Below are 22227 nucleotides of genomic sequence, written 5' to 3'. Positions count from 1 at the left end.
GCCTTCTTTGCTTAATAGGGTTTGATGTTGGTACCGAATCTAGAGACGGGTGGATTGGCCTAGCTAAGGTCTGCTGGGCTGGCCAGGTGCCCTAAGATCGCAGTCGCCGCGGCCACGGCGGGAGAAACCAGGTGGGTGCGCCCGCCTGGGCCCTGCCGGCCTTCGAAGTTGCGGTTTGAGGTCGAAGCAGAGCGCTCCCCCGGCTTTAGCTGATCCGGATTCATGCCCAAACACATGGAGCAGCCCGCCGTACGCCACTGCGCGCCAAAGTCCTTGAAAATCGTGTCGAGGCCTTCTTTTTCAGCTTGGGCTTTGACCAAGGCAGAGGAGGGCACCACGAGCATGTTTGTCTCGGGATAGATGCGTTTTCCTTTAACCACCGCGGCGGCCGCGCGCAAATCCTCGATTCGCGCATTCGTGCATGAGCCCAAGAAGACGGTGTCGATCTTGATGTCTCGCAGCGGCATGCCGGGCTCAAGATCCATATAGGCCAGAGCCTTTTGCGCTGCGGCCTTAAGGTTCTCATCACCAATATCCTCTGGGTCTGGCACATTTGCACTCAATGGCAAGCCTTGGCCCGGGTTGGTGCCCCAGGTGACAAATGGAGACAGCTCGGAAGCATCGATTTCCACGACCGCATCAAAATGCGCGCCCTCATCGGTAGGAAGGGTCTTCCAATAGGCCACGGCAGCTTCCCAGTCCCTGCCCTTCGGGGCAAACTCGCGGCCACGCACATACTCAAATGTGGTCTCGTCCGGAGCGACCATTCCCGCACGCGCGCCCGCCTCGATAGACATATTGCAGATGGTCATCCTCGCTTCCATCGACATGTTGCGAATCGCCTCGCCGCGATATTCAATGATGTAGCCTTGGCCGCCGCCGGTACCAATCTTGGCAATGATGGCCAAAATCAGGTCCTTCGCGCTCACGCCTTCCGGCAGGTCGCCGTTTACCTCTACAGCCATGGTTTTGAATGGCTTTAAAGAAAGCGTCTGCGTTGCCATAACGTGCTCAACTTCGGAGGTACCGATGCCCATGGCGATGGATCCAAAAGCACCGTGCGTCGAGGTATGCGAGTCGCCGCAGACGATGGTCATACCCGGCTGCGTAATTCCAAGTTGCGGGCCCACGGTGTGAACGATCCCCTGCTGCTCCTCGCCCATTGAATGCAGCCGCACCCCAAACTCTTCGCAATTTTCTCGGAGGGTCTTGACCTGCGTACGTGAGACCTCGTCCTTAATCTCCAGCAGATTTCCCGTGGTAATCCCACGGGTTGGAACGTTATGGTCCTCCGTTGCCAGATGCAGCTCTGGGTGGCGAAGAGGACGGCCAGTCAAACGCAGCCCATCGAAGGCCTGCGGGCTGGTAACTTCGTGAAGGAGCTGAAAGTCGATATAGATGAGGTCTGGTGCGCCATCGCTTCCCTTTTGGACTGCGTGATCACGCCAGACTTTCTCAGCCAAAGTCAGTTTTTCCGACATATTCATCACTCCGCTTGAAATCTCATGAATTGGAACGTAAATTTCATTATATGGGAGAGTATAGCGAAATATCCGGGATTAAGGTTTTAGATCGCGCCGTCGCCATCATGATGGCAGCCGCCAACCGTCCGTCCAACCTCAACGAGCTCTGTGAAACCACCGGCCTGCCTAGGGCAACCACGCACCGCCTCGCCACCGCGCTTGAGGCTCACCGCATCTTGACCCGCACCCCGGATGGCAAATGGGGCGCCGGGCCCGCACTCCCGGGCAATCGGGATCATCTCATCGAAGCAGCCGGCCCCATCATGGACAAGCTGCTCGCAGACACTGGCGAATCCGTGCAGCTCTATCAGCTCTCGGGCAATTCTCGTACCTGCATTGCCACCCGTGAGCCCGAGTCCGGCCTGCACAACGTGGTTCCCGTGGGCCGCCAGCTCCCTCTTACTTCCGGCTCGGCCGCCCGCATCTTCGCCGCCTTCGAAGATATCGATATCGAAAACGCGACCTTCAGTGTCGAGGACGTCGAAAGGGCCCGCAGCAACGGTTACTCCGAATCCATCGAAGAGCGCGAAGCAGGTCTTGCCTCCATCTCTGCACCAGTCTTCGACCCGTCCGGCACACTCGTCGCGGTAATTTCCGTGTCCGGTTCCGCCGAGCGCTTCCGCCCTTCCCCCTCCGAGAAGTACGCCCCGCTGCTTGCCGACGCCGCGCAGAAACTCACTGCCCGCCTATAAGACATGAATCTATAAAACTTCGAATAAGCCGCCACCTCAGAAAAGGTGACGGCTTATTTCTTTTAAAGGGCAGGCTTTCTACCTCAGCCGCCTACACCCGGTTGCCTAGATAATGATTCCGTAGTTATTTGCAATGCCGCGGATCGCATCGATACCAAAGCCCTCGCTACTGGTGGTTGCCAGCCCTTCAGCTTGATCACCCACCTTGCGGAGCTCAACCCCCGGCACCTCTACGATGTTGCGCGGCGGTGCGATGTTGGGGCGGCGCGGCACGAAGCCTTGGTGCGGCAGGCCAGCCAACTCGTTGGCATAAGGCATGCGCGCATAGTTTGTAAAGGAGGCCTGCTTGCCGTTGCGGCTGACCACGGTTCCGCCCTGGTAGATTCCAACGACGCCCGAACGGCCCGGCATGAACACGCCAGAACCGCTGTCACCGTTTACCTTGGGCAGGTTCGTGGCGTAGTGCATGCCGTCGAAGTCCTTCGGGCCGTCGATCGCCTGCGCGCAATCATTGCCGCTGAGACGACCGGTTACACAGACCTGCTCGCCGGCACGCGGAACCGGATTGATGCCGTCGCCACTGAGCGGATTACCTTCGCTGTAGGTGCCGGCCGCAAACTGCACATAGGCCAAGTCGTGTTCTGCTGCACCGGAAGGTTTAAACCACCGCAGGGTACCCAGGTGCTGGCCATACTCGTTGTAGACCTGCTGCCCCGAAAGACCACAGTGCGCGGAGGTCCAAGCACGCGAACCTTCCACGTATCCAACAGTGCAAGCAGTGCCTTCGGCAGTAAGAATTACTTGCCCTTGCTTCACACCAACCCCCGGATTGGCATGGGCCACGGCCTGGCCGCCCAGCAGGGCAAGCGTTGCGCCAGCAACGGCAGCAAACCCCTTCATTAGTCGCATAGATCCCTTCCTCCCTTGCATCACTTCCTCAACATAGCGTGCCGAGAGCGTTTTTTCATACCTCGCCCACACCCCGCGCGTCACTAAAGAAAAAGTTTTGAAAAACTTTGGCCGCCTTATTGAAATCGAAATGAAAACACTGTTTAATGGAAACAGATTGAAAACGCGGAGCAACCGCACAACCCACAAAGAGTAGAAACCATGACACACACCATCCACGAAGACCACGCACACACCCACGGCGAGGGCTGCGGCCACGTCGCATTCCCACACGGCGACCACACCGACTACCTCCACGATGGCCACATCCACCGTGAGCACGAAGGCCACTGGGACGAGTGCGAGAGCACTGAACATCACGAGCATGCGGACCACGACCACCAGCACGGTGAAGGCTGCGGCCACGTTGCGGTTCCCCACGGCGACCATGTTGACTACCTGCACGATGGCCACCGCCACGCCGCCCACGAAGGCCACTGGGATGACCACTAATCGGTAGCGAACTATAACCGTTACCTCAACCGTCACCTCTTTCTTAGAGGTGACGGTTTTAATCTTTTCGAACATACGCCACACGATCCGCGTTAGGCTTAGGGCATGTTTGCTTCACGACGCCTTCCGCTAACGCTCGCCACCATCGCACTCGCCGGCGGGTTTACTGCGGCTTGCAGCCCCGCTCCGAGCGATCACCCCACCCCGGCTGAGCCGAGCTTCAACAACAGCTTTGAAGAGTTAAAGGCCCTTCAGCAAACCAACGGCGCTTCCGTCCCCGATGCCCCGCAGCCCACGCTGGACCCCAACGCACCACAAACAGTGGCGCAGCAGGCAACCCCGCAAGGTGGTGGCCAGGAAAACGCTAACAACCACGTCACCGACCAAAACGCACGCCAGAATCTCATCGACTCCCTCGGCGTACAGGCAGGAGACGCTCCAGGAACGAAGGTGATGGTTAACGGCACTCCATCCGAGATGTGCATGATGGGTGACGGTTACCGCATCAACTTCCTCATGGCGGGCCCCAACACCAGCTGCGACTTTGCCAAGGAAACCACCAGCGCGCTTATCAATGCCACCCCAAGCCCCGAAGACGACCTGCGCGGGTATATCCCCGGCTCCTTAAACGTTGCTAGCCCAGTAACCGGCAAGACTTACCAGATGAGCTGTACCGTGGCCGAAAACGCGCTGATCACTTGCAAGGGCGGCAACAACGCCACGGTTTTCATCGTCTAGGGCGTTAAGCCAAAAGCGCCAGCGATCGGTACGCGCGAGTTTTAAACCATAAGCAAAAATCTCGAAACACTAACCACCTGGAAAGTGTTTCGAGATTTTCTATTTGTACCCCGTACGGGATTTGAACCCGTGTTACCGGCGTGAGAGGCCGGCGTCCTAGGCCGCTAGACGAACGGGGCTCGCTTAGCTGTCCGTTGCGGACTTGTTAAGAGTAAACGATGCGTAAACAATTAAACAAATCGCCTGCTAGCAATAGAAAATCCCGAACCCTTTGGCGCTTTTCTTGCGTGGTTAGCAGCTTGCTTTCTCTTAGGCTGGGCGCGGATCGAATCAGTGGTTATTCCGCTTGCAATCTGTTGATAGACAGAGCCTGGAAATTTAGCGTGCCAACTCGGGTTCGGGATGACGCTTAACGTCTAACAGCATTCGCTTTAGGCTCCTACTTCTACGAGAGTTGGTTTAAAAGGAAGTTATGGATTCTAGCGATGCTGCCTAGTCGAAGGCGTTAGAGTAGCGTCGGTGAAAATGATGCGTTTCAATATCCGCCATCTACTCTCCTTTCATCCGGTAACTGCTTATATCTGCAGTCTAGGCACCGAATATCAGCCGCGGAAGCACTTTGGAGAACTTCCCAGTGGTCCCTCCCCTGGTACTTAAGCCTAAGACAAGAAGTGCTCGAGATTTAGCGCGCTGGTATGGGGTAAACAAGGACCGGTTCGCGCCGCCAACATAAGAAAAATCTCGAAACACAATCTTTAACGAAAGTGTTTCGAGATTTTTAATTTGTACCCCGTACGGGATTTGAACCCGTGTTACCGGCGTGAGAGGCCGGCGTCCTAGGCCGCTAGACGAACGGGGCGTAGAACTGTGATACGACTTCAAGCAGTATCACCGCTGGCCTACCAGGACTCGAACCTAGAATGACGGTACCAGAAACCGTTGTGTTGCCAATTACACCATAGGCCATCATCACTTTGAGCTTTTAACCACCTTGGAGGCGAACCCCGCGGTGTTGCTCGCTGCAACGGTTTACTACTATAGCCACCGTTTCGGTTTTCACACAAATCGCCACGTCATCGCAGCTTTTTGAACTTTAAAAGGTGCGTTTTAGCGCTTTCTAATTACAACGTTGCGCTTTGCGCCAGCCGCCGCTTCCGACTGTCCAAAACGGACGCGGCCCCACTCCCAACGCATTGCGGGAATGGGGCCACGAGAAGCGCTTAGCTAGTAGCTACAGCTTTGCCACTACTGCTGCGCGGGCGCCTGGAACGGCGTGACAGCCAGAGCGGCACGCAAGCGATTGAGGGTGGACTCTTTGCCCAGGAGCTCCATGGACTCAAACAGTGGCGGGGAGACCTGCTGGCCGGAGATAGCTACGCGCAAAGCTCCATAGGCCTTGCGCGGCTTCAGCTCAAGCTCCTCAATGAGGGCCTTGGACAGTACAGACTCAATGGCCTCCGTCTTCCACTCCTCCAGCTCCTCCAAGCGCGCAATGGAGACCTCCAGCGGCTGCACCGCATCTTCCTTGAGGTTCTTCTTTGCGGACTTCTCGTCGAGCTCCAGCTCGGCATCCGGAGTAACCAGGAAGCTCATGAGGCCATAGGCGTCGCCAAGCATCTTGATGCGGGTCTGCACCAGGTCTGCCACGAAGGCGAACTTCTGATCGTCATAATCTGCCGGGAAATCGGTGTACTCGGTCAGGTAATCACGCAGACGCTGCGCGAAGACCTCGGGCTCCAGCAGGCGAATGTGATCGGCGTTGATGGCCTCCAATTTCTTCTGGTCAAAGCGAGCCGGGTTACCCAGAACGTCTTCCACATCGAAGTTCGCAACGAGTTCGTCCATGGAGAAAATGTCCTGATCCGCAGACAGGGACCAGCCCAGCAGGGACAGGTAGTTGAGCATGCCCTCCGGAATGATGCCGGCGTCGCGGTGGTTAAAGAGGTTGGACTGCGGGTCGCGCTTGGAAAGCTTCTTGTTCCCCTCGCCCATAACGAACGGCAGGTGGCCAAATTCCGGGGTCTGCTTGGCGATGCCGAGTTCCTTCAGCGCCTCGTACAGCGCCAGCTGACGCGGAGTGGAGGAAAGAAGGTCCTCGCCGCGCAGAACATGCGTGATGCCCATCAGTGCGTCATCGACCGGGTTAACCAGAGTGTAAAGCGGCGCGCCGTTGGAACGTGCAACGACGTAGTCCGGCTGGGTCTCAGACTTGAAGGTCAGCTCACCACGAACGAGGTCCTTCCAGGTCCAATCCTGCTCCGGCATGCGCAGGCGCCACACTGGCTTGCGGCCTTCGGCCTCGAATGCAGCGATCTGCTCATCAGTGAGATCGCGGTCGTAATTGTCGTAGCCCAGCTTCGGGTCACGGCCGGCCGCCTTGTGACGCTCTTCCACTTCCTCGGCAGTGGAATAAGCCGGGTAGACGTAGCCACCTTCCTTCAGCTTCTCCAGGACATCGGCATAGATGTCCATGCGCTGGGACTGGCGGTAAGGCTCGTGCGGACCGCCCGTCACAACCCCCTCGTCCCAGTCCATGCCCAGCCACTTCAGGGAGTCAATGATGGCCTGATAAGACTCTTCAGAGTCACGTGCAGCGTCGGTGTCTTCGATGCGGAAAACCAGCTTGCCACCAGTATGGCGCGCGTATGCCCAGTTAAAAAGCGCAGTACGAACCATGCCCACGTGCGGGGTGCCGGTGGGCGATGGGCAGAAACGTACGCGTACGTCAGAAGTAGTTTCAGTCATGCCCACCATGGTAATGCAGGCCCTTTAGGCCTGTGCCACCACCCAACTCCCGCCGCTTCCACGGCTTCACCCAAAATAGGGTAAATGGAAATAGAATTCAATAGTGTCTGCCAGCGGTTTCACAATCGACATCAGACCGCTTAAACAAAATGGAAACTATTTTCTATAGTGAAGGCCTTGGATCAGAATTGAAGAAAGGTCTCCACGCTGTGGCACAAACGCGCACCCGCTTTCTAGCCATACTTACTACTCTCTCGCTTATCGCCCCGGCACCGGCCTTCGCCGGACCCGACGACGGAAAGACAGTCGCCACACAGGGGCACGTCGATTCCCCCAAAACATTTTGGGAAGACGATAACTTCACGCTCAAATCTGAGCATAACTCCACCACCACAGACCTAGCAGACACCGTCGCGTGGATCGGTAAGGGCTGGAATATCGACGGAAGAAACCAATACCAATTCACTCTGCCAGACAACGGCGCTTTCGACTTCATCGGTCAGGCAGACAAGACCTACTACACAGCACCAGCCAACATCTTGGGCAGCGCCGATCCAATCTGGCTTGGCTTCGGCGCGGATTCCGGGCTGCCTGAAGATGACTTCCGCGATAACTTCGCCTCGCTCGACATCCTCTCGGTAGACGGTCCTGGCGATTTCGAGCTTTTCAGGTATCGCGACTCCGAGGGCGGCCTCGACCGCTTCATCGGCACCACGTCGAACTCCGCGTATTCTTCGATGCTGCACGCAGGCTCCCACACCCATAACTACACGCTTTTCACCAAGCCTGGCCGCTACGAGGTCACCTACCGCACCACCGCGCGTAAGAAGGACGGCACGCTCGTCGCCTCGGAGCCGACCACCACTTCCCTACAGGTAGGAGGCAAGAAGCCTGCCGATAACCCGACTCCTTCCTTGCGGGAGCGCTACGACGCCGCGACTGACGGCGATGCCTCTGCGGCAGGCTACAAGCTCGACATTGCTCCGAAGTCCAATCCTAAGAAGGACGGCGACGAGAACCTGTCCACTATCAGCTTCAATGCAGAAAACAAGGCTTCAGGCACGCTGACGCTGCTTATCGACGGCTATTTCCTCACCGATCTGCCTGTAACCGACGGCCAGGCCGAGTGGGACGAATTCCTGGGCCCTGAAAAGTCCAACATCCAGGCAGTCTTTACTCCGGAAGGCTCGGAACCACGATGGATCTCGGAGCAGGTTGAATACGCTCCAGGCACAACAAATTCGACGGATTCGACCAAGTCTGCCGATGCGTGGGAAGAAACCCACAACGTGCGCAAGCTTGCGCCGCAGGAGGAGATGACTCCAACGAGCAAGAAGTTTCACGCCAAGATCGAGTCAGTCGGCGAGTCTGCATCCAAGGTCGTCGTCGATACTGAGGACAAGGACTTCAATGGTTTTATCAGCGGCGGCTTCTACGAAGCCGACAGCGATATCGCCACTCTTGATTTCACGGGCGCTGTTACCAACGGCCACGGCGAGTTCCTTGTGGACGAAGCGGCCTTTTATGACGACTACAAGCTCAAGTTGACGCTGAACCCGCATCCGACGGTCAAAGCGGAGTCCGGCTCGGTCGTCGTCGCTGATTCCTATGCCTTCGGTAAGACCTTCGAAAAGGACGGTGCTCTGGGTACTTCCCCACAGCACCAGGACGCCGACAAGCGTGAGGAAGGCGAGAAGGAAGAAGGCGCTGCCGATCCTTCAACCACGTGCAACGAAAAGCTCGTCCTGAACCGCGGCCACATCGACATCATGGCCACTCGAAAGGACGATCACTTCGATCTGCGTCTCAAAGACGAAACCAACATCGGTGCAAACAAGATGGTGATGCGCCGGCTTGACGACGTCGTGATTGCCGTGCGCGACAACGCCCTGATAAAGCGCCCCAAAAATTATGGAGGTGCTGAGTACGACTTCATGAACCCAGTCGGCGAAAAGACTTATGTCTTGCCGCAAACGCAGAACCGCGACATCATCTGGCCGGGCTACAACACTGAGAAGCTTGATTATTCGCAGTTCAAGGACGGTACGGTGCACCTGAACCTGCAGCCAAAGGAGGTGCCGGAAGGCGCCACCTTTGGTATGTGGACCACCGGCAACGAAATCCGCGACAACAAGGTGCTGATGGATTCGAACAAGGACGACTTCACCATCGATACCGTCTTCGCATCACACGCCCACACCAACTGGGCCTTCAGCAAGCCAGGCGTCTACAAGTTCGACGTGACCTACACCGCCACCACCACCGACGGCAAGAAGGTCGAATCTGAGCCACAAGAGCTCCTATTCACCATCGGCGACGAGGCCACCAACAACTGCGCTAAAGACAAGCCAGAACCGAAGCCAGAGAAGGAGGGTTCTTCTGCTGAAGGTTCTTCCTTCAACCCGTGGAGTCTGGTGCTCCCGCTCGTGCTGGCGACCATCTTCCAGGCGGCGCTGAACTTCATCCACGATCACCGCTCGGAGATTGATTACTGGGTGAAGGGAATCACTGGTCGCTAAATGGGCCCTGACCGTTCCTAAACCGCATTTGTTAATTGCAGAGGACTTAAATAGTTATGGACACACTCTCTCCTATGCCGTCCCGGGTCGTACCTCGGCCTGCGCTTTACCGTCGCACGCTGAGCTGGTTGTTTACGGCGATGCTCGTAGTCTTTTCGATGCCGCTTGCTGCGGCGCAGGCCCAAGAGACGGAATTTGATTCCGGTCACGTCGACGCCTTCTACGTCACTGCGCCGGATGGCCAGCTCTCACTGTCGATGAAGGAAGACATCACCGGCTCAGAGGTCGAGCGTCCCGGCGATGACGTAGTGTTGCGGGTCAACGAAAACGCGTGGTCTGATGCCACCGAGAGCGTGGACGGCATCGGCACGCCCACGTACTTTCTGCCGCAGACCCAGAAGTCGGACATCATCTGGCCAGGCTGGGATACCCAGAAGGCACAGCAAGCAGGCTACAAGGACGTTGACTTCAACTTCGTGGATGTTAGTGGGCCCGGTGCGGTCTACATCTTCGAGACAACGGGCTTCGGTGACATCGAATCTGTTACTGACTCCGGTGACTTGGAGCTGCGCAGCAGCGAGGTCATCAATCAGCCCTACCCTGCTCATCGCCACGTCAACTGGGCGTTTAGCGAGCCAGGAACTTACACCATGACCGTGCAGGCTTCTTCTAATGGCGATACCAGTAACAAGGTCACCTATACCTGGTCCGTAGGTGATGGTGAAGCCGCAGGCGAAGAAGATGGAGAATACGTTGAAGACGAGGACTTCGACGACGTCGAAGGCGAATCCGATTCCACTGATTCGGATGCCGAGTCCGACGGGCATTCTGCTCCGGCAGGTTCCCTGTCTTCTGCTGGTGGAGCACTAGGCAGTGGCAATGCAAGCGGCAATCGTGCGGCCTCAGGTAATCACTCTTCGGACGCAAAGTCTTCGGGCAAGCCCGGCCGCGAAAAGTCGCGCAAGCATGTGCGTCGCGGCCACAAGTCGCACTCGGGTGCGCAGGAAGATGGCTCGGATGTGGCTTTGCAATCGGCGGGCGACGACTTCGTTGAAACCCCCAACTACCTGCCGTGGGGCTTGGGGTTGCTCGGCGTTGGCATGTTGATGCTGGGCCTTGGTGTTATGCGCTGGGTACTGGCGAAGGTCCAGGACTAATGCTGCACCGAGACAATCGTTGGGCTGTCGCGTCGTCGCTAAGCGCCGTGGCTCTCGTGGCCGGCTGTGCAGCCCCAAGTGTCGGGCAGGCTCCGGAGGGCCTGAATGTCGTGGCGACGACGCCGATTCTCGCGGACGTCGTTAGCCACGTTGCAGGCGAAGACGCCAACGTCACCGCCCTTATCCCTGCAGGTAAAGACCCGCATACCTTTGAGCCTTCGCTGCGCACCATCCGTAACGCGGCGAACGCGGACGTCGCGTTCGCAAACGGCTATCTGCTTGAGCCGCAAGGGCTCATGGATACCTTGCGTGAGACCACACATGTCCCGGTTATCGAGGTCGCAGACCAGGCTTCCACCCGCGGCGCGAAGCTCGTTCCGCTCGTGGAAAACACTGCCCTCGATACCGTGTGGCTGGGACTGCGCATCCAGGATGCCCCGGCCAACTCGCACGCGGTGGAGCTCAGCATGGTCTCTGCCGAGGGTCCCGGTGATGTGGCAGCTTACGTGGTCTCCACCTTCGGTACGCCGGAGGTGCTGTTCAACAGCGCAGACGGCATCAACGATCATGAGGACACCGCCCGCTTGCCCGCTAACGCGCACACGCATGTCTCGTGGGGCTTTTCCAAACCCGGTATCTATCGCATTGGGTTTAAGGCCCACTCTGAAGACGGCGATACCGCGGTGCAAAATATCACCGTCGCCGTGGGCGTTAATCCCCCAGAAGGAATGAGCACACACGATGAGGGGCACGTGGACATCACCGCGAATATCGCAGCGGGGTCCATTGATCTGCAGGACAACGGCACCCGCTTCGATCCCAACACCACTGCGGTGGCTTTGCCTTCTTCGACATTGCAGCCGATTCCGCCGAATCCGGCGTATCGCTTCTTGGGCCGTCCGGGCAGCGAGACCTATCTCCTGCCACAAGCCGTGCTGGGCAAGCACATCCATGGCGAGGTTGACCCACACCTGTGGCACAACGTCGACAATGTCATCGCAGAAACCGAGGTGGTGGCCGATAACCTCGCGCTGGCAGACCCTACCCATGGTGCGGCCTACCGCGAGCGCGCGGCGTCGTATATCGAGCAGCTGAAGGAGACCGACGCTTTCGTTGCCGAGCAAATAGCCTCCATCCCGCAGGCCCAGCGCCATCTGGTCACGCCGCATCACGGCTATGCCTACCTGGACCAGGGCTACGGCATGCAGGTCGCAGGCTTTATCACCCCGAATCCTGCCATCGAGCCCTCCCCGCGCGATGTCATTGCGCTGCGCAGGACGTTGGAGAACCTGCACCTGCCGGCCGTTTTTGTAGAGCCAACACAGCAAGCAAGCACGGCAACGCTCACCGAGGCAGCCGCGCAACAAGGAATCCGCGTCTGCACCATCTACGGCGACACGTTGGATGAAAAGGCTCCGACGTACATCGACATGATGCGTGTCAATGCGCAGACGCTCCACCGCTGCCTTAGCCCTTCGCCCTAACCAGTCACACCTAAAGAAAATCTCTGAGAAACAAGGAATCCACAAATGAATTCAACTTCCGCGAAAGCCACTGGGCCGCTAGGTCGCATCCTCGCGAGTGCGACGGTGGTCTATGCGTGCTTGGCCGTTCTCGCTGCGGTCTTGGTAACTGCCGCCATCCCGGCGCCTAGTGCATGGGCTGGTGACCTCGCCCAGGTGGTCAAAGACGACGAGGAATTCGCCCCGTCAGGCACCGAAGCAATCATCGACCATGGCCACGTGGACGTCGGCGCGCAGTTTACAGGCGAAGGCGCGCACTTCCTCGCGCGCGACGATTCCGCAGCCACACCCGTATGGCGCGAGCTTGACGACGTCGTGTTCAAAGTAGGCGACGAAGCCCAACTCGCGCTCCCAGACGATGAGCAATTCGGCTTCGTCGGCGGCAATGCCGGCGAGAACGTCTGGGTCATCCCGCAGACAGAGCAAGCAGGCGTTCCCTGGGTGGGCTGGAATACCCAGGCACCCTCGCTTATCGATGCCGCCGACCGCGGCGTGAACATGGAGTTCCTCGGCCACGCCGGCCCGGGCGAGTTTTCGCTCTTCCTCCAAAATGGCGGCTTCGAAGCACCCCAGGTGCTCTGGTCCACCGCTAAGAACCAGCGCGAGGATTTCTGGGTAGACCTCAACACCCATACCCACGCCAACTGGGTTTTCACTGAGCCGGGCATCCACCAGGTGGGTATCCGCCTTAAGGGAAAGACCAAAAATGGAGAAGACTTCAGCACCGACGGCATTTTGACCTTCGCGGTTGGAGCAGAGACCGACGTGACTGAGGCCAACGCCACCGAGTGGGATCCAGAGGCTGCTCAAGAAGGCTCCTCTTCCTCCATCGCTGGTTGGATTTGGGTATTGCTCGGAGTCGGCGCAGTCGTGCTTATTGTCTCGGCTTTCCTTCTTATCCTTGCAGCGCGCAAGAAAGGCAAGCATGCCGACCAAGACTAAGGAAGCGCTGATAGATCTAGAACACGTGCGCGTGACCTTGAGCGGGCGCCGCGTTATCAACGATGCATCGCTGCGCGTATACCCTGGCGAATTCATCGGTCTTTTGGGACCCAACGGCGCCGGCAAGACGACGTTGATGCGCTCAATCCTGGGCTTGGTTCCTGCCAGCGGGCACATTCAATGCGCGGCGTCGGTGGGTTATGTGCCACAGCGTCACGACGTAGAGTGGGATTTTCCCATCAACGTCTATCAGGCGGCGTTGAACGGGCGCACGGGATTGATTGGGTGGTTCCGCAGGCCCCGCGCCAAAGACCACGCGGCGACCAAGCGCGCGCTGGAGCTGACGAACCTCACGCACTTGGCAAAGCGGCCCATCGCTGAGCTTTCCGGTGGCCAACGCCAGCGCGTGCTCATCGCGCGCGCTTTAGCCACACATCCGCAGGTGCTCCTGCTTGATGAGCCTTTCACGGGTCTCGATGCCCCCAATACGGAAGCATTGCTCTACCTTTTCGACGAGCTCTGTGCAGGTGGCACGAGCATCATCATGTCCACTCACAATCTGGCGGAGGCTGCGCACACGTGCCAGCGCTTGGTGCTATTCAATAAGGAAATCACTGCGGATGGCCCTGCTGAGCAAGTGCTTGGCGACGCCGCCGCCTGGACCGCCGCCTTCGGCGTCAGCACCGATTCCCCGCTCCTTTCCGCGATTGGGGTGGCCGCATGATCGAGGTCTCCCTGTTTGATTTCTTTAGCGATCTGACTAACCCGCAGCTAGACTTCCTCGCTCGCGCGGTGGGTATCTCGATGCTGTCTGCGGTGGTCTGTGCCGTGGTGGGCTGCTACGTGGTCCTGCGCGGTATGGCTTTCATCGGCGATGCTGTCTCCCACGCGGTGTTCCCGGGCCTGGCGGTTGCTTTTGCCCTGCAGGGATCCATCCTGCTGGGCGGGGCGGTTGCCGGCACGGTCGTAGCATTGCTCATCGCTTGCTTTTCGCAGCGCCGCAGCGTGCGCGCCGACTCCGTCATCGGAATCTTCTTCGCGGCTTCCTTTGCCCTTGGCATGGTGATCATCTCTCGGACTGAGGGCTACACCGCATCGCTGACGAGCTTTCTCTTCGGCACCTTGACCGGCGTATCGAAAGCGGACCTCTACACCGCCGCTGCAGTCACCGTGATCATCGTGGGCCTCATCGCATTGCTTAGCCCACAACTTACGGCCAACTGCCTGGACAAAGAAACGGCACGCGCGATGGGCCTTCCCGTCTTCGCCCTCGACATCGTGCTCTACCTCTGCGTAACCGGCGCGGTGGTCATCTCGGTGGGAACCATCGGCAACATCCTGGTGCTGGCACTGCTTATCACTCCCGCGGCTACTGCCCGCCTGCTAACCAACTCGCTGGGCACGATGATGCTCACTTCCAGTGCCATAGGCATCTTCGCGAGCTTCACCGGCATCTACTTGGCGTGGGCCATCGACCTACCAGCGGGCGCCACCATCGTGCTCGTGCTTACCGCCCTCTTCCTAGTGGCATGGGCAATCTCCCCGATTCTTCAGAAGAAGACTTCCGAATCCAAGACCAACTCATAGAGAGGACTACCCCACATGATTTTCTCGCACTCCCGCGTACCACGCACCGTCGTGGCCCTCGGCGCTGCCACCTTCCTCGGCCTTTCCGCACCACAGGCTTTCGCGGAGGATACCTGCGCCGTGATGGATAGCTACCACATCAAAAACGGCCACCAGGATGTCGCAGTGCGCGACGACGACGGCCAGCTGCGCTTTACCGTGGACGACGACAGCACCGGTGAGAACGTCGAGCGTGACTCCCGCGATTTCGTCGTGGTAGTCGACGACAACATGAAGTATTCTCTCGACCAGCTAGGCTTCCCCGGCATTTCTGGCGATGCATGGCAGCTTCCCCAAGGCCAGGATCCTTCCCGCCCGTGGTTCGGTTTCTCGCTTCTGCACCTTTCGAACATGACTGAGGATGAAACCGCTCAGCTATCCATGGAGCTTCACGACGCACCTGAGGGCGGCCGCGTCGTCGCTTGGCTAAAGCCCCCCTTAAGCGATCCAGAGCTAACACTCGATAGCGAAGACCCGAGCATGACATGGGATTACCCACGCTCCCATACCCACGTCAATTTCGGCTTCACCCAGCCAGGCGCTTACGCCGTCACTTTTACCTTCACCCTCCCGGACGGCTCTGAGCACTCACTCGACGCCCCGTTCCTCGTGGGCAATTCAACCGATGAATCAGAGCTCTGTGAGCTCGATTGGGGCGACAGCTCCGCAGGCAACTCTGGCCCAAAGAGCAAGGCTGGACAGTTGACCTCTGACATCAACGACACCGCAAAGGCCATCGGCACCCTCGACAAGGCCCTCGATAAGACCCTCGACGAGGCCGACAAGATGGTTGCCACGGAGGCGCCTAAAGCCAAGTCCGACAAAAGCAAGACTGAAAGCAAGAACAAGACCGAGCAAAAAGACAAAGACAAGGCCAAGGACAAGTCCAAGGCCAAGGACACCACCAAGGCCCAAACCGAAAAGAAGGCTGCTAACCCACAGCCACAATCGACGCCAGGCGGCACGGTTATGGGCAGCAAGCCAGCAGTCCGCTCGGCTAATACGGCAGGACCCACTAACGCAGGAACCAAGTCAGCACCGTCGAAGTCCGAACAAAAGGAAACAGAGAAAAAGAAGAAGGCGTCGGCAAGCGCACATCGCCCCGGACATGGAAATAGCCTTGCCGCCGAAGACGGACAAGGCTATGTAGAAACGGATGCGCAAGAATTAAGCTATGGCGTCCCGATGCTCAACTTCTGGGCCGGCGTTCTCTCCGGTATCGGTGCATTCGCATTGCTTTTGGGCACTGGGCTGTTTATCTGGGCCCAATTCTTCCGAAAGCCAAAGCACAATCAGTCACAGGAACTAGGCCAAACCCAGCAGATCCTTTAGTTACTTGCGCTTATCAGAAAGGAAGTTCCACACCTCGTTAGAGGTGTCCGGCTCGTACCACCAGGTGTGGTCGCCCTTGACCTTGAGGAGCTCAACGCTCTTCAGGCAGTTGTTAAAGCGCAGGCGCTCAGCCATTGGGCCGTTCTGCTCAGCCTGGAAAGTCATATCGCAACGGTTGCGTTTGAGGTAGCCGCCAAGAACCTCACGAACCGGTAGGTAGCCGGCCTCATGGCGGATGCCGCCCTCGTACTGCATCATGCGGTCATTCACTCCGTGCATGATGAGGGTGTGCATCGGGGCGTCCACACAGTTTTCCTCGACTGGGTTATAGAAAGCGCCGGAGACTGTTGCGACAGCAGCGAAGGTCTCCTGCGCGTGGCAGCCCAGAACAGAAGTAAAGCCGCCGCCATTGGACATTCCCATCGCATAAACGCGGGAGCGGTCAACGCGGTAATCCTTGTCGACGTCGTCCAAGATGCGCTGAATGAAGCGAATATCCTCGCCGTCGTGAGTCTTTGCATACGGCGCAGCCTCCCAAGCGCGCTCGAAGCCCTCAGGGTAAACGATGATCGCTTCCTTAGTGGCGCCAGTATTTCCCATGCGGTTGTAGCTGGAGAAGTTCTCTGGGGAATCCTCCCAACCGCCGAAGCCATAGAGTACCGGTGCAGCTACGTCTGGGTTGTAGTTGTTCGGGATACGCAGCAGGTAGCGGCGAGTCTTGCCCTCGTGCTCCATGTTGATAGAACGCATCTGGCCGTTTGGAATCGGCTGAACTGGGTTCACAGTCGGGTCCGCTGGGACTACCGGCTCAGCTGGTGCGGCAGGATTAACATTTTCTGGCGGCAGCTGCGGCTGAGTCGCCTGCTCAGGCGATACAGCCGGGGTCGATTCCTTAACACCTTCAGGAATCAGATGAGAGCCATCAGCCGTAGGTGCAGGTGCTGATACCGGGGCTGGCGCAGAAGCAGGAGCGGGGGCTGGAGCTGGTGCAGGGGCCGGAACGGGTGCTGGAGCTGGTGCCGGAGCAGGCGCTTCCTGAGCGGCGGCGAAACCAGGCGCGCTGACGACGATGGCTGCGGCGGCGAGGGATACCGCTGAGCGTTTAAGCTTATTCATCCAGTTTTGGGCGCTAAGCACCTGGGGACTCCTTTGGTAGGGAAAAGATCACTGTTGACACAGTAATCACGCTTTTCACACAGACCTCATTCAACACACGGGATTCTGTCAAATTTCTCTAAGGAAGTAAGCTTGATTCTCATGCACGAGAACAGACCAGCCACCGCACCTGACTTTTTGCTCTCCCGAGCCACGGGATCGGTACGCACACAGGGTTCTCAACGCACCTTTACCGACGTCGAGAAAGCAATCGCCGCACTGCGTGATAAGTCCGCGGAGATGATTGTCGGCGCGCTGCCATTCAACACGGATGAGCCAGCCGCACTCACCGAGCCTGCTTCCATCATTCGCGAGGACGGCCCGCTTGAACCGCCGGCCTACTATCGCCAGGGCACGCTCAACGCACGGGTTACCGGATTCGACCCGGAACCAGAAGAACACCTGCGCCGCGTCGACGCCGCAATTGCCACGATTCAAACCTCCAAGCTTGACAAGGTGGTCTTAGCGCGCGCCGTCGACCTCGAATTCACCGAAGCGGTCGATCCACGACTCGTGGCCGCAAGGCTTATCGATCTGTCCGCGAACCGTGACGGCTTCATCGCCGATCTCACCCCGGCGGGCCGCGAGGGCGCCACGCTGGTCGGCGCCTCCCCAGAGGTTCTAGTCAAGAAGCAGGGCTCGACTGTCACCGCTTTCCCTTTGGCGGGCTCCGCGCCACGCCAAGCTGACAAAGCCCGCGACCATCTTGCGGGACAGGACCTGCTGCGTTCAGCAAAGGATCTCCACGAGCATGCCTTCGTGGTCGATCACCTGCGCCGCACCCTCAGTCCGCTGTGCACCACTCTCGACGCACCGAGCACCCCGGAACTGATCAACACCAATGAGATGTGGCACTTGGGCACGCCTATCGCCGGCACCTTGAAGGAACCCGAGCTAACCGCACTGGAGCTTGCCATGCTGGTTCACCCCACCCCGGCAATCTGTGGTACACCCACCGAGGCCGCCCAGGCACTCATCGAAACCGCAGAAACCGATCGCGGCTTCTACGCGGGCACCGTGGGTTGGTGCGACAACAACGGCGACGGCGAGTACATGGTGGCCATCCGTTGCGCCGAAGTAGCCGGCAACGGCCTTAGCGCCCGCGCGTGGGCCGGCGGCGGAATTGTCGAGTCCTCTAATTCGCAGGAGGAACTGGCTGAGACCACCGCAAAGCTACGCACCATTCTGCGGGCGTTGGGCCTTTAAAACCACGTCCGCGTTGTGAGTAATGCTCCTCGAATTCCTCGCGAGTAGGCAACGAAGGCTTTAAGTTTTAAGCCTTTTCAATCGGGTTCTTAAGCGTGCCAAGTCCCGGAATCTCGATCTCAATCGTATCGCCAGGGAACATCGGTGCGGTACCTGCCGGAGATCCGGTTGTGATGACATCACCAGGCAGCAAAGTATAGGAGGCGGAGATTTCCTCGAGAATTCCGCCCATCTTCACAATCATCTGGTCAGTGTTGGAGTCCTGCTTCTGCTCGCGCTTACCATCATGAGTCAGGTAAGCATTGATCTTCTGATCATCCAGATTCAATGAGTCCAAGTCGGTTTCAATCCATGGACCCAACGGGCAGAAGGTATCGATACCCTTCGCACGCGCCCATTGACCATCCTTGAACTGCAGATCACGGGAAGAGACGTCATTGCAGATGACGTAGCCCAAGACGTGATCCTTCCAGTTCTCAGCCTTGATATTCTTCGAAACCTTGGAGATCACAACGGCCAACTCACCCTCGAACTCCACCTTGGTGGCAAAGTCCGGGATCTTGATTGGCACGTTCGGGCCGACGACTGCGGTGGAAGGCTTGATGAAGATTGTCGGCGGGAGGTGCTCGGCGGACTCGTTGAAGACCTCCGCGACATGGTCTGCATAATTTCGGCCAAGCGCTACAACCTTGGTTGGCAGGGTCGGAGCTAGCAGGCGAACTTCGCTCAGCTTCCACTCGCGGCCAGTCGGTTCTGGAGTGGTAAATGGAGTACCGGCTATCTCCTTTGCTGTTAGTTCCTCGAGTGGGGCATCCTTTGGCCCGTCAATGATGGCAAAGCAGATTCCTTCTGGGTGAGCTATTCGTCCTAAACGCATAACGGCCATGCTACCAATTTGCGTTCTTCACTCGTTAGCTAAGGGTGCGTGTGAATTCTTTTCACACCCGAGCTTAGGCTAGCGCGGCCGCAATCCTGTCGCCGACTTCTGCGGTATGGATCGTTTCATTGCCTCGCTTGGCGACGTCGTCTTCCACAGCGGCTTCAATCCGCACCGCGTTTACATCGTCTCCGAGATGCCGCAGGAGCATCGCCGCGGACAAAATGGCCGCAGTCGGGTCGGCGACCCCCTTACCCGCAATGTCCGGCGCCGAGCCATGCACCGGCTCAAACATGGAAGGATTCACGCCTGAGGCGTCGATGTTTCCAGAGGCTGCGAGCCCGATACCGCCCGTGATGGCACCGGCCAAATCTGTGAGGATATCGCCGAAGAGGTTATCGGTAACAATGACGTCAAAGCGCGAAGGATCCGTCACCATAAAAATGGTCGCAGCATCGATGTGCTGATAATCCACGGTTACTTCGGGATACTCCGCGGATAGCTCGTCGACGGTGCGCTGCCACAGCCCACCCGCGTTGACCAAGACGTTGGTCTTGTGCACCAGAGTCAAATGCTTACGGCGGCTCGCCGCCCGCTCGAATGCGTCACGCACAACGCGCTCGACACCAAAGCGGGTGTTTTGGGAAACCTCCGAAGCCACCTCATATTTGGTGCCTTCCCGCAAAGTTCCACCGTTGCCGCAATAGAGACCTTCGGTACCCTCGCGGACCACCACGAAGTCAATCTCTCCCGGGTTTGCCAAAGGCGAGGTTGCCGTGGGATGGAGCTTGGCAGGGCGCAGATTGACGTGATGGTCAAGCTCGAAGCGCAGCTTTAACAGCAGGCCCCGCTCCAAGATGCCGGGCGCAACCTTATCGGGCGCGCCGATGGCACCGAGCAAAATCGCATCATGCTCACGCAGCGACTCAAGGTCGGCAGCAGTGAGAAGCTCGCCATTGCGCAGGTAACGGCAGCTACCGAGGTCAAATTCGGTCACCTCGATATCGTCACGCACGGCACGCAACACCTTGAGCGCTTCCGCAGTGACCTCTGGCCCGATGCCGTCTCCACCAATAACCGCCAGTTTCATGATGCGGAATTCCTTTCTCACATAATGGCTATGAGAATCAGGTTAGCAGACCCTTCAACGCTATTTCTCGAATTTCCACCTCCCTCTTTAAGCGTCGAGATCCAGCTGCACGCACTCCGCACCGAGAGCCGCCTTAATGTCTTCAACCATCTCGTCTGGCACCTCTTGCTCGACGCGGAGAATGAGAACGGCGTCGCTTGGCGTCTTGCCCTGCGTCAGTGCAGCCGCCACGATGTTGATCCCGGCGGCCCCCAGCTTGGTGCCCACCGTGCCGAGCGCACCGGGGGCATCATCGTAGCTAAAGAAGAGGTTGCGGCCCGTCGCCCGCATGTCGACGCCACGAGCGTTGATGCGGATGATCTTCTCCACGCCGTCGATGCCCGTGATGGCGCCAGTCAGCTGGGAGGTCGAGCCATCCGCGCCAATCACCATCACCACGAGTGAGGAACGCTGCCCCTTCGATTCAGCCTGGGTCCGCACGTCCACGTCGACACCGCGCGCATGTGCAATCTGCATGGCGTTAACAAAGGTCACAGGCTCGTCGACGACGCCACTGAACAAGCCGCGCACAGCCGAAAGGCCCAGCGCCGAGACGTCCTCGTTAGCGAGTTCGCCGCGCGCCTCTACCTCGATGGCAACCGGTGCCTGGCCCAGCAACTTTCCTGCGGCAAGCCCCAGCTTTCGTGCGAGATCCAGCCAACCGGCCACTTCCTCGCCCACGTGTCCCGCAGACACGTTAACTGCATCGGCAACGAATTCGCCGGAGAGCGCCTTTAGAACAGAGGCCGCCACATCCGTACCCGCCCGGTCTTGCGCTTCCACCGTCGAGGCGCCTAGGTGCGGCGAAGCGGTCACCTGCGGCAGCTGAAATAATGGCGAATCAGTGCACGGCTCGGTTTCGAAGACATCGAATCCTGCTCCCCTATGCCTGCCCGCCTTAATGGATTCCGCCAGCGCAGCCTCATCTACCAAGCCGCCGCGTGCGGCGTTGATAAGGATTTGGCCCTCCTTCGCCTTAGCAAGCAGCTCCGCGTCGAACATCCCCGCGGTCTCTTTCGTCTTAGGCAAGTGAATGGTCACGAAGTCAGCGCGCGCCATAAGCTCCTCAAGCTCCACGAGCTCGACTCCCAAAGCGGCAGCACGCGCTGGATTGGCATAAGGATCATGGGCGATGATGGTGGTTTCAAAAGCCTTCAAGCGCTGGGCAAACAGTTGGCCAATGTGGCCAAAGCCGACGATCCCGACGGTCTTGCCATAGATCTCCACACCCTTGAACGAGGAGCGCTTCCATTCGCCGTCGCGCAAGGACTTATCGGCTAAAGGAATTTGCCGGGCGGTAGCAAGCAGCAGGGCAATCGCCTGCTCGCAGGCGCTGTGAATATTGCTGGTTGGCGCGTTGACCACCATGACGCCACGGTCGGTGGCAGCAGGGATATCAACGTTGTCGAGCCCCACGCCCGCACGCCCGACAATCTTGAGGCGCCGAGCTGCGGCGAGCACCTCGGCGTCGACTTGCGTGGCGGAACGCACGAGCAAGGCATCCGCTTCCGGCACCGCAGCGAGCAGCTCGGCGCGGTTTGGCCCATCGACCCAGCGGACTTCCACCCCATCTCCCAATGCTGCAACGGTGGACTGGGCAAGCTTATCGGCGATTAATACGACCGGCTTCGACATGACTTCCTTAGTTAGGCTGTGTTGGGC

18 protein-coding genes and 3 tRNA genes are annotated in these 22227 nt (G+C 58.5%); 11 read left to right on the top strand and 10 right to left on the bottom strand.

Features of this window, described 5'->3' with window-relative positions; translation table 11 throughout:
* Positions 1-59: 59 nt before the first annotated feature.
* Complete coding sequence (gene leuC, locus QKB66_RS01960; protein ID WP_414252577.1) at positions 60-1481, bottom strand: 3-isopropylmalate dehydratase large subunit; 1422 nt, start codon at positions 1479-1481, stop codon at positions 60-62.
* A 50-nt stretch (positions 1482-1531) separates the two neighbouring features.
* Here leuC and QKB66_RS01955 point away from each other — a divergent pair, with 50 nt between their 5' ends.
* Complete coding sequence (locus QKB66_RS01955) at positions 1532-2215, top strand: IclR family transcriptional regulator (RefSeq protein WP_062035176.1); 684 nt, start codon at positions 1532-1534, stop codon at positions 2213-2215.
* Positions 2216-2320: 105 nt separating this feature from the next.
* Here the strand turns inward: QKB66_RS01955 and QKB66_RS01950 are convergent, their stop codons facing one another.
* Complete coding sequence (locus QKB66_RS01950) at positions 2321-3124, bottom strand: S1 family peptidase (protein WP_248090466.1); 804 nt, start codon at positions 3122-3124, stop codon at positions 2321-2323.
* 201 nt (positions 3125-3325) lie between these two features.
* On the opposite strand from QKB66_RS01950, the gene QKB66_RS01945 reads away from it, so the two are divergent.
* A complete protein-coding gene (locus QKB66_RS01945; RefSeq protein ID WP_083306118.1) occupies positions 3326-3616 on the top strand; it encodes a hypothetical protein in 291 nt (96 codons plus the stop codon).
* A gap of 105 nt (positions 3617-3721) precedes the next feature.
* Positions 3722-4354, top strand: a complete 633-nt coding sequence (locus tag QKB66_RS01940) for a hypothetical protein (RefSeq protein ID WP_414252576.1) — start codon at positions 3722-3724, stop codon at positions 4352-4354.
* A 106-nt stretch (positions 4355-4460) separates the two neighbouring features.
* Here the strand turns inward: QKB66_RS01940 and QKB66_RS01935 are convergent.
* From QKB66_RS01935 to gltX, 4 genes are all read right to left on the bottom strand, one after another.
* Positions 4461-4533 (bottom strand) — tRNA-Glu (locus QKB66_RS01935).
* Between the two features lie 607 nt (positions 4534-5140).
* A tRNA-Glu gene (locus tag QKB66_RS01930) sits at positions 5141-5213 on the bottom strand.
* A 35-nt stretch (positions 5214-5248) separates the two neighbouring features.
* Positions 5249-5320, bottom strand: a tRNA-Gln gene (locus QKB66_RS01925).
* Positions 5321-5599: 279 nt separating this feature from the next.
* On the bottom strand, positions 5600-7108 hold the full coding sequence (gltX, locus tag QKB66_RS01920; protein ID WP_414252575.1) for a glutamate--tRNA ligase: 1509 nt from the start codon (positions 7106-7108) through the stop codon (positions 5600-5602).
* 200 nt (positions 7109-7308) lie between these two features.
* Between gltX and QKB66_RS01915 the strand changes: the two genes are divergently transcribed.
* The 7 genes from QKB66_RS01915 to QKB66_RS01885 are packed head-to-tail and all read left to right on the top strand — an operon-like array spanning position 7309 to position 16198.
* Complete coding sequence (locus tag QKB66_RS01915) at positions 7309-9618, top strand: choice-of-anchor M domain-containing protein (RefSeq protein WP_414252574.1); 2310 nt, start codon at positions 7309-7311, stop codon at positions 9616-9618.
* Positions 9619-9674: 56 nt separating this feature from the next.
* Positions 9675-10775, top strand: a complete 1101-nt coding sequence (locus QKB66_RS01910) for a choice-of-anchor M domain-containing protein (RefSeq protein ID WP_414252573.1) — start codon at positions 9675-9677, stop codon at positions 10773-10775.
* On the top strand, positions 10775-12259 hold the full coding sequence (locus tag QKB66_RS01905; protein WP_414252572.1) for an anchored repeat ABC transporter, substrate-binding protein: 1485 nt from the start codon (positions 10775-10777) through the stop codon (positions 12257-12259). The genes QKB66_RS01910 and QKB66_RS01905 overlap by 1 nt, the downstream gene beginning before the upstream one ends.
* A 45-nt stretch (positions 12260-12304) precedes the next feature.
* The gene (locus QKB66_RS01900) at positions 12305-13240 is read left to right on the top strand and encodes a choice-of-anchor M domain-containing protein (protein WP_414252571.1); all 936 of its coding nucleotides are present in this window, start codon (positions 12305-12307) and stop codon (positions 13238-13240) included.
* On the top strand, positions 13224-13964 hold the full coding sequence (locus QKB66_RS01895) for an anchored repeat-type ABC transporter ATP-binding subunit (RefSeq protein ID WP_414252570.1): 741 nt from the start codon (positions 13224-13226) through the stop codon (positions 13962-13964). Before QKB66_RS01900 ends, QKB66_RS01895 begins: the two co-directional genes overlap by 17 nt.
* The gene (locus tag QKB66_RS01890; RefSeq protein ID WP_414252569.1) at positions 13961-14827 is read left to right on the top strand and encodes an anchored repeat-type ABC transporter permease subunit; all 867 of its coding nucleotides are present in this window, start codon (positions 13961-13963) and stop codon (positions 14825-14827) included. Before QKB66_RS01895 ends, QKB66_RS01890 begins: the two co-directional genes overlap by 4 nt.
* Before the next feature lie 15 nt (positions 14828-14842).
* Positions 14843-16198 carry a choice-of-anchor M domain-containing protein gene (locus QKB66_RS01885; protein WP_414252568.1) on the top strand — a complete coding sequence of 452 codons (1356 nt, stop codon included), beginning with the start codon at positions 14843-14845 and terminating at the stop codon, positions 16196-16198.
* Here the strand turns inward: QKB66_RS01885 and QKB66_RS01880 are convergent, their stop codons facing one another.
* Positions 16199-17335: an alpha/beta hydrolase family esterase gene (locus tag QKB66_RS01880; RefSeq protein ID WP_311518013.1), complete on the bottom strand. Its 1137-nt coding sequence runs from the start codon at positions 17333-17335 to the stop codon at positions 16199-16201.
* A gap of 120 nt (positions 17336-17455) precedes the next feature.
* Here QKB66_RS01880 and QKB66_RS01875 point away from each other — a divergent pair, with 120 nt between their 5' ends.
* Positions 17456-18559, top strand: coding sequence for an isochorismate synthase (locus QKB66_RS01875; RefSeq protein ID WP_414252567.1), 1104 nt, complete (start codon positions 17456-17458; stop codon positions 18557-18559).
* A 67-nt stretch (positions 18560-18626) separates the two neighbouring features.
* Here QKB66_RS01875 and QKB66_RS01870 read toward each other — a convergent pair whose 3' ends face one another.
* The 3 genes from QKB66_RS01870 to serA form a co-directional block, all read right to left on the bottom strand.
* Positions 18627-19436 carry a fumarylacetoacetate hydrolase family protein gene (locus QKB66_RS01870; protein WP_201040690.1) on the bottom strand — a complete coding sequence of 270 codons (810 nt, stop codon included), beginning with the start codon at positions 19434-19436 and terminating at the stop codon, positions 18627-18629.
* Between the two features lie 73 nt (positions 19437-19509).
* On the bottom strand, positions 19510-20526 hold the full coding sequence (locus tag QKB66_RS01865) for a 3-isopropylmalate dehydrogenase (RefSeq protein ID WP_414252566.1): 1017 nt from the start codon (positions 20524-20526) through the stop codon (positions 19510-19512).
* Between the two features lie 87 nt (positions 20527-20613).
* Positions 20614-22200, bottom strand: a complete 1587-nt coding sequence (gene serA, locus QKB66_RS01860) for a phosphoglycerate dehydrogenase (RefSeq protein ID WP_414252565.1) — start codon at positions 22198-22200, stop codon at positions 20614-20616.
* Positions 22201-22227: the final 27 nt, after the last annotated feature.

This window comes from Corynebacterium sp. c25Ua_89, assembly GCF_047459735.1.
GTDB classification, from domain to species: domain Bacteria; phylum Actinomycetota; class Actinomycetes; order Mycobacteriales; family Mycobacteriaceae; genus Corynebacterium; species Corynebacterium simulans.
The sequence above is the reverse complement of the archived record's forward strand: the minus strand, read 5'-3'. Positions and strand labels throughout refer to the sequence as shown.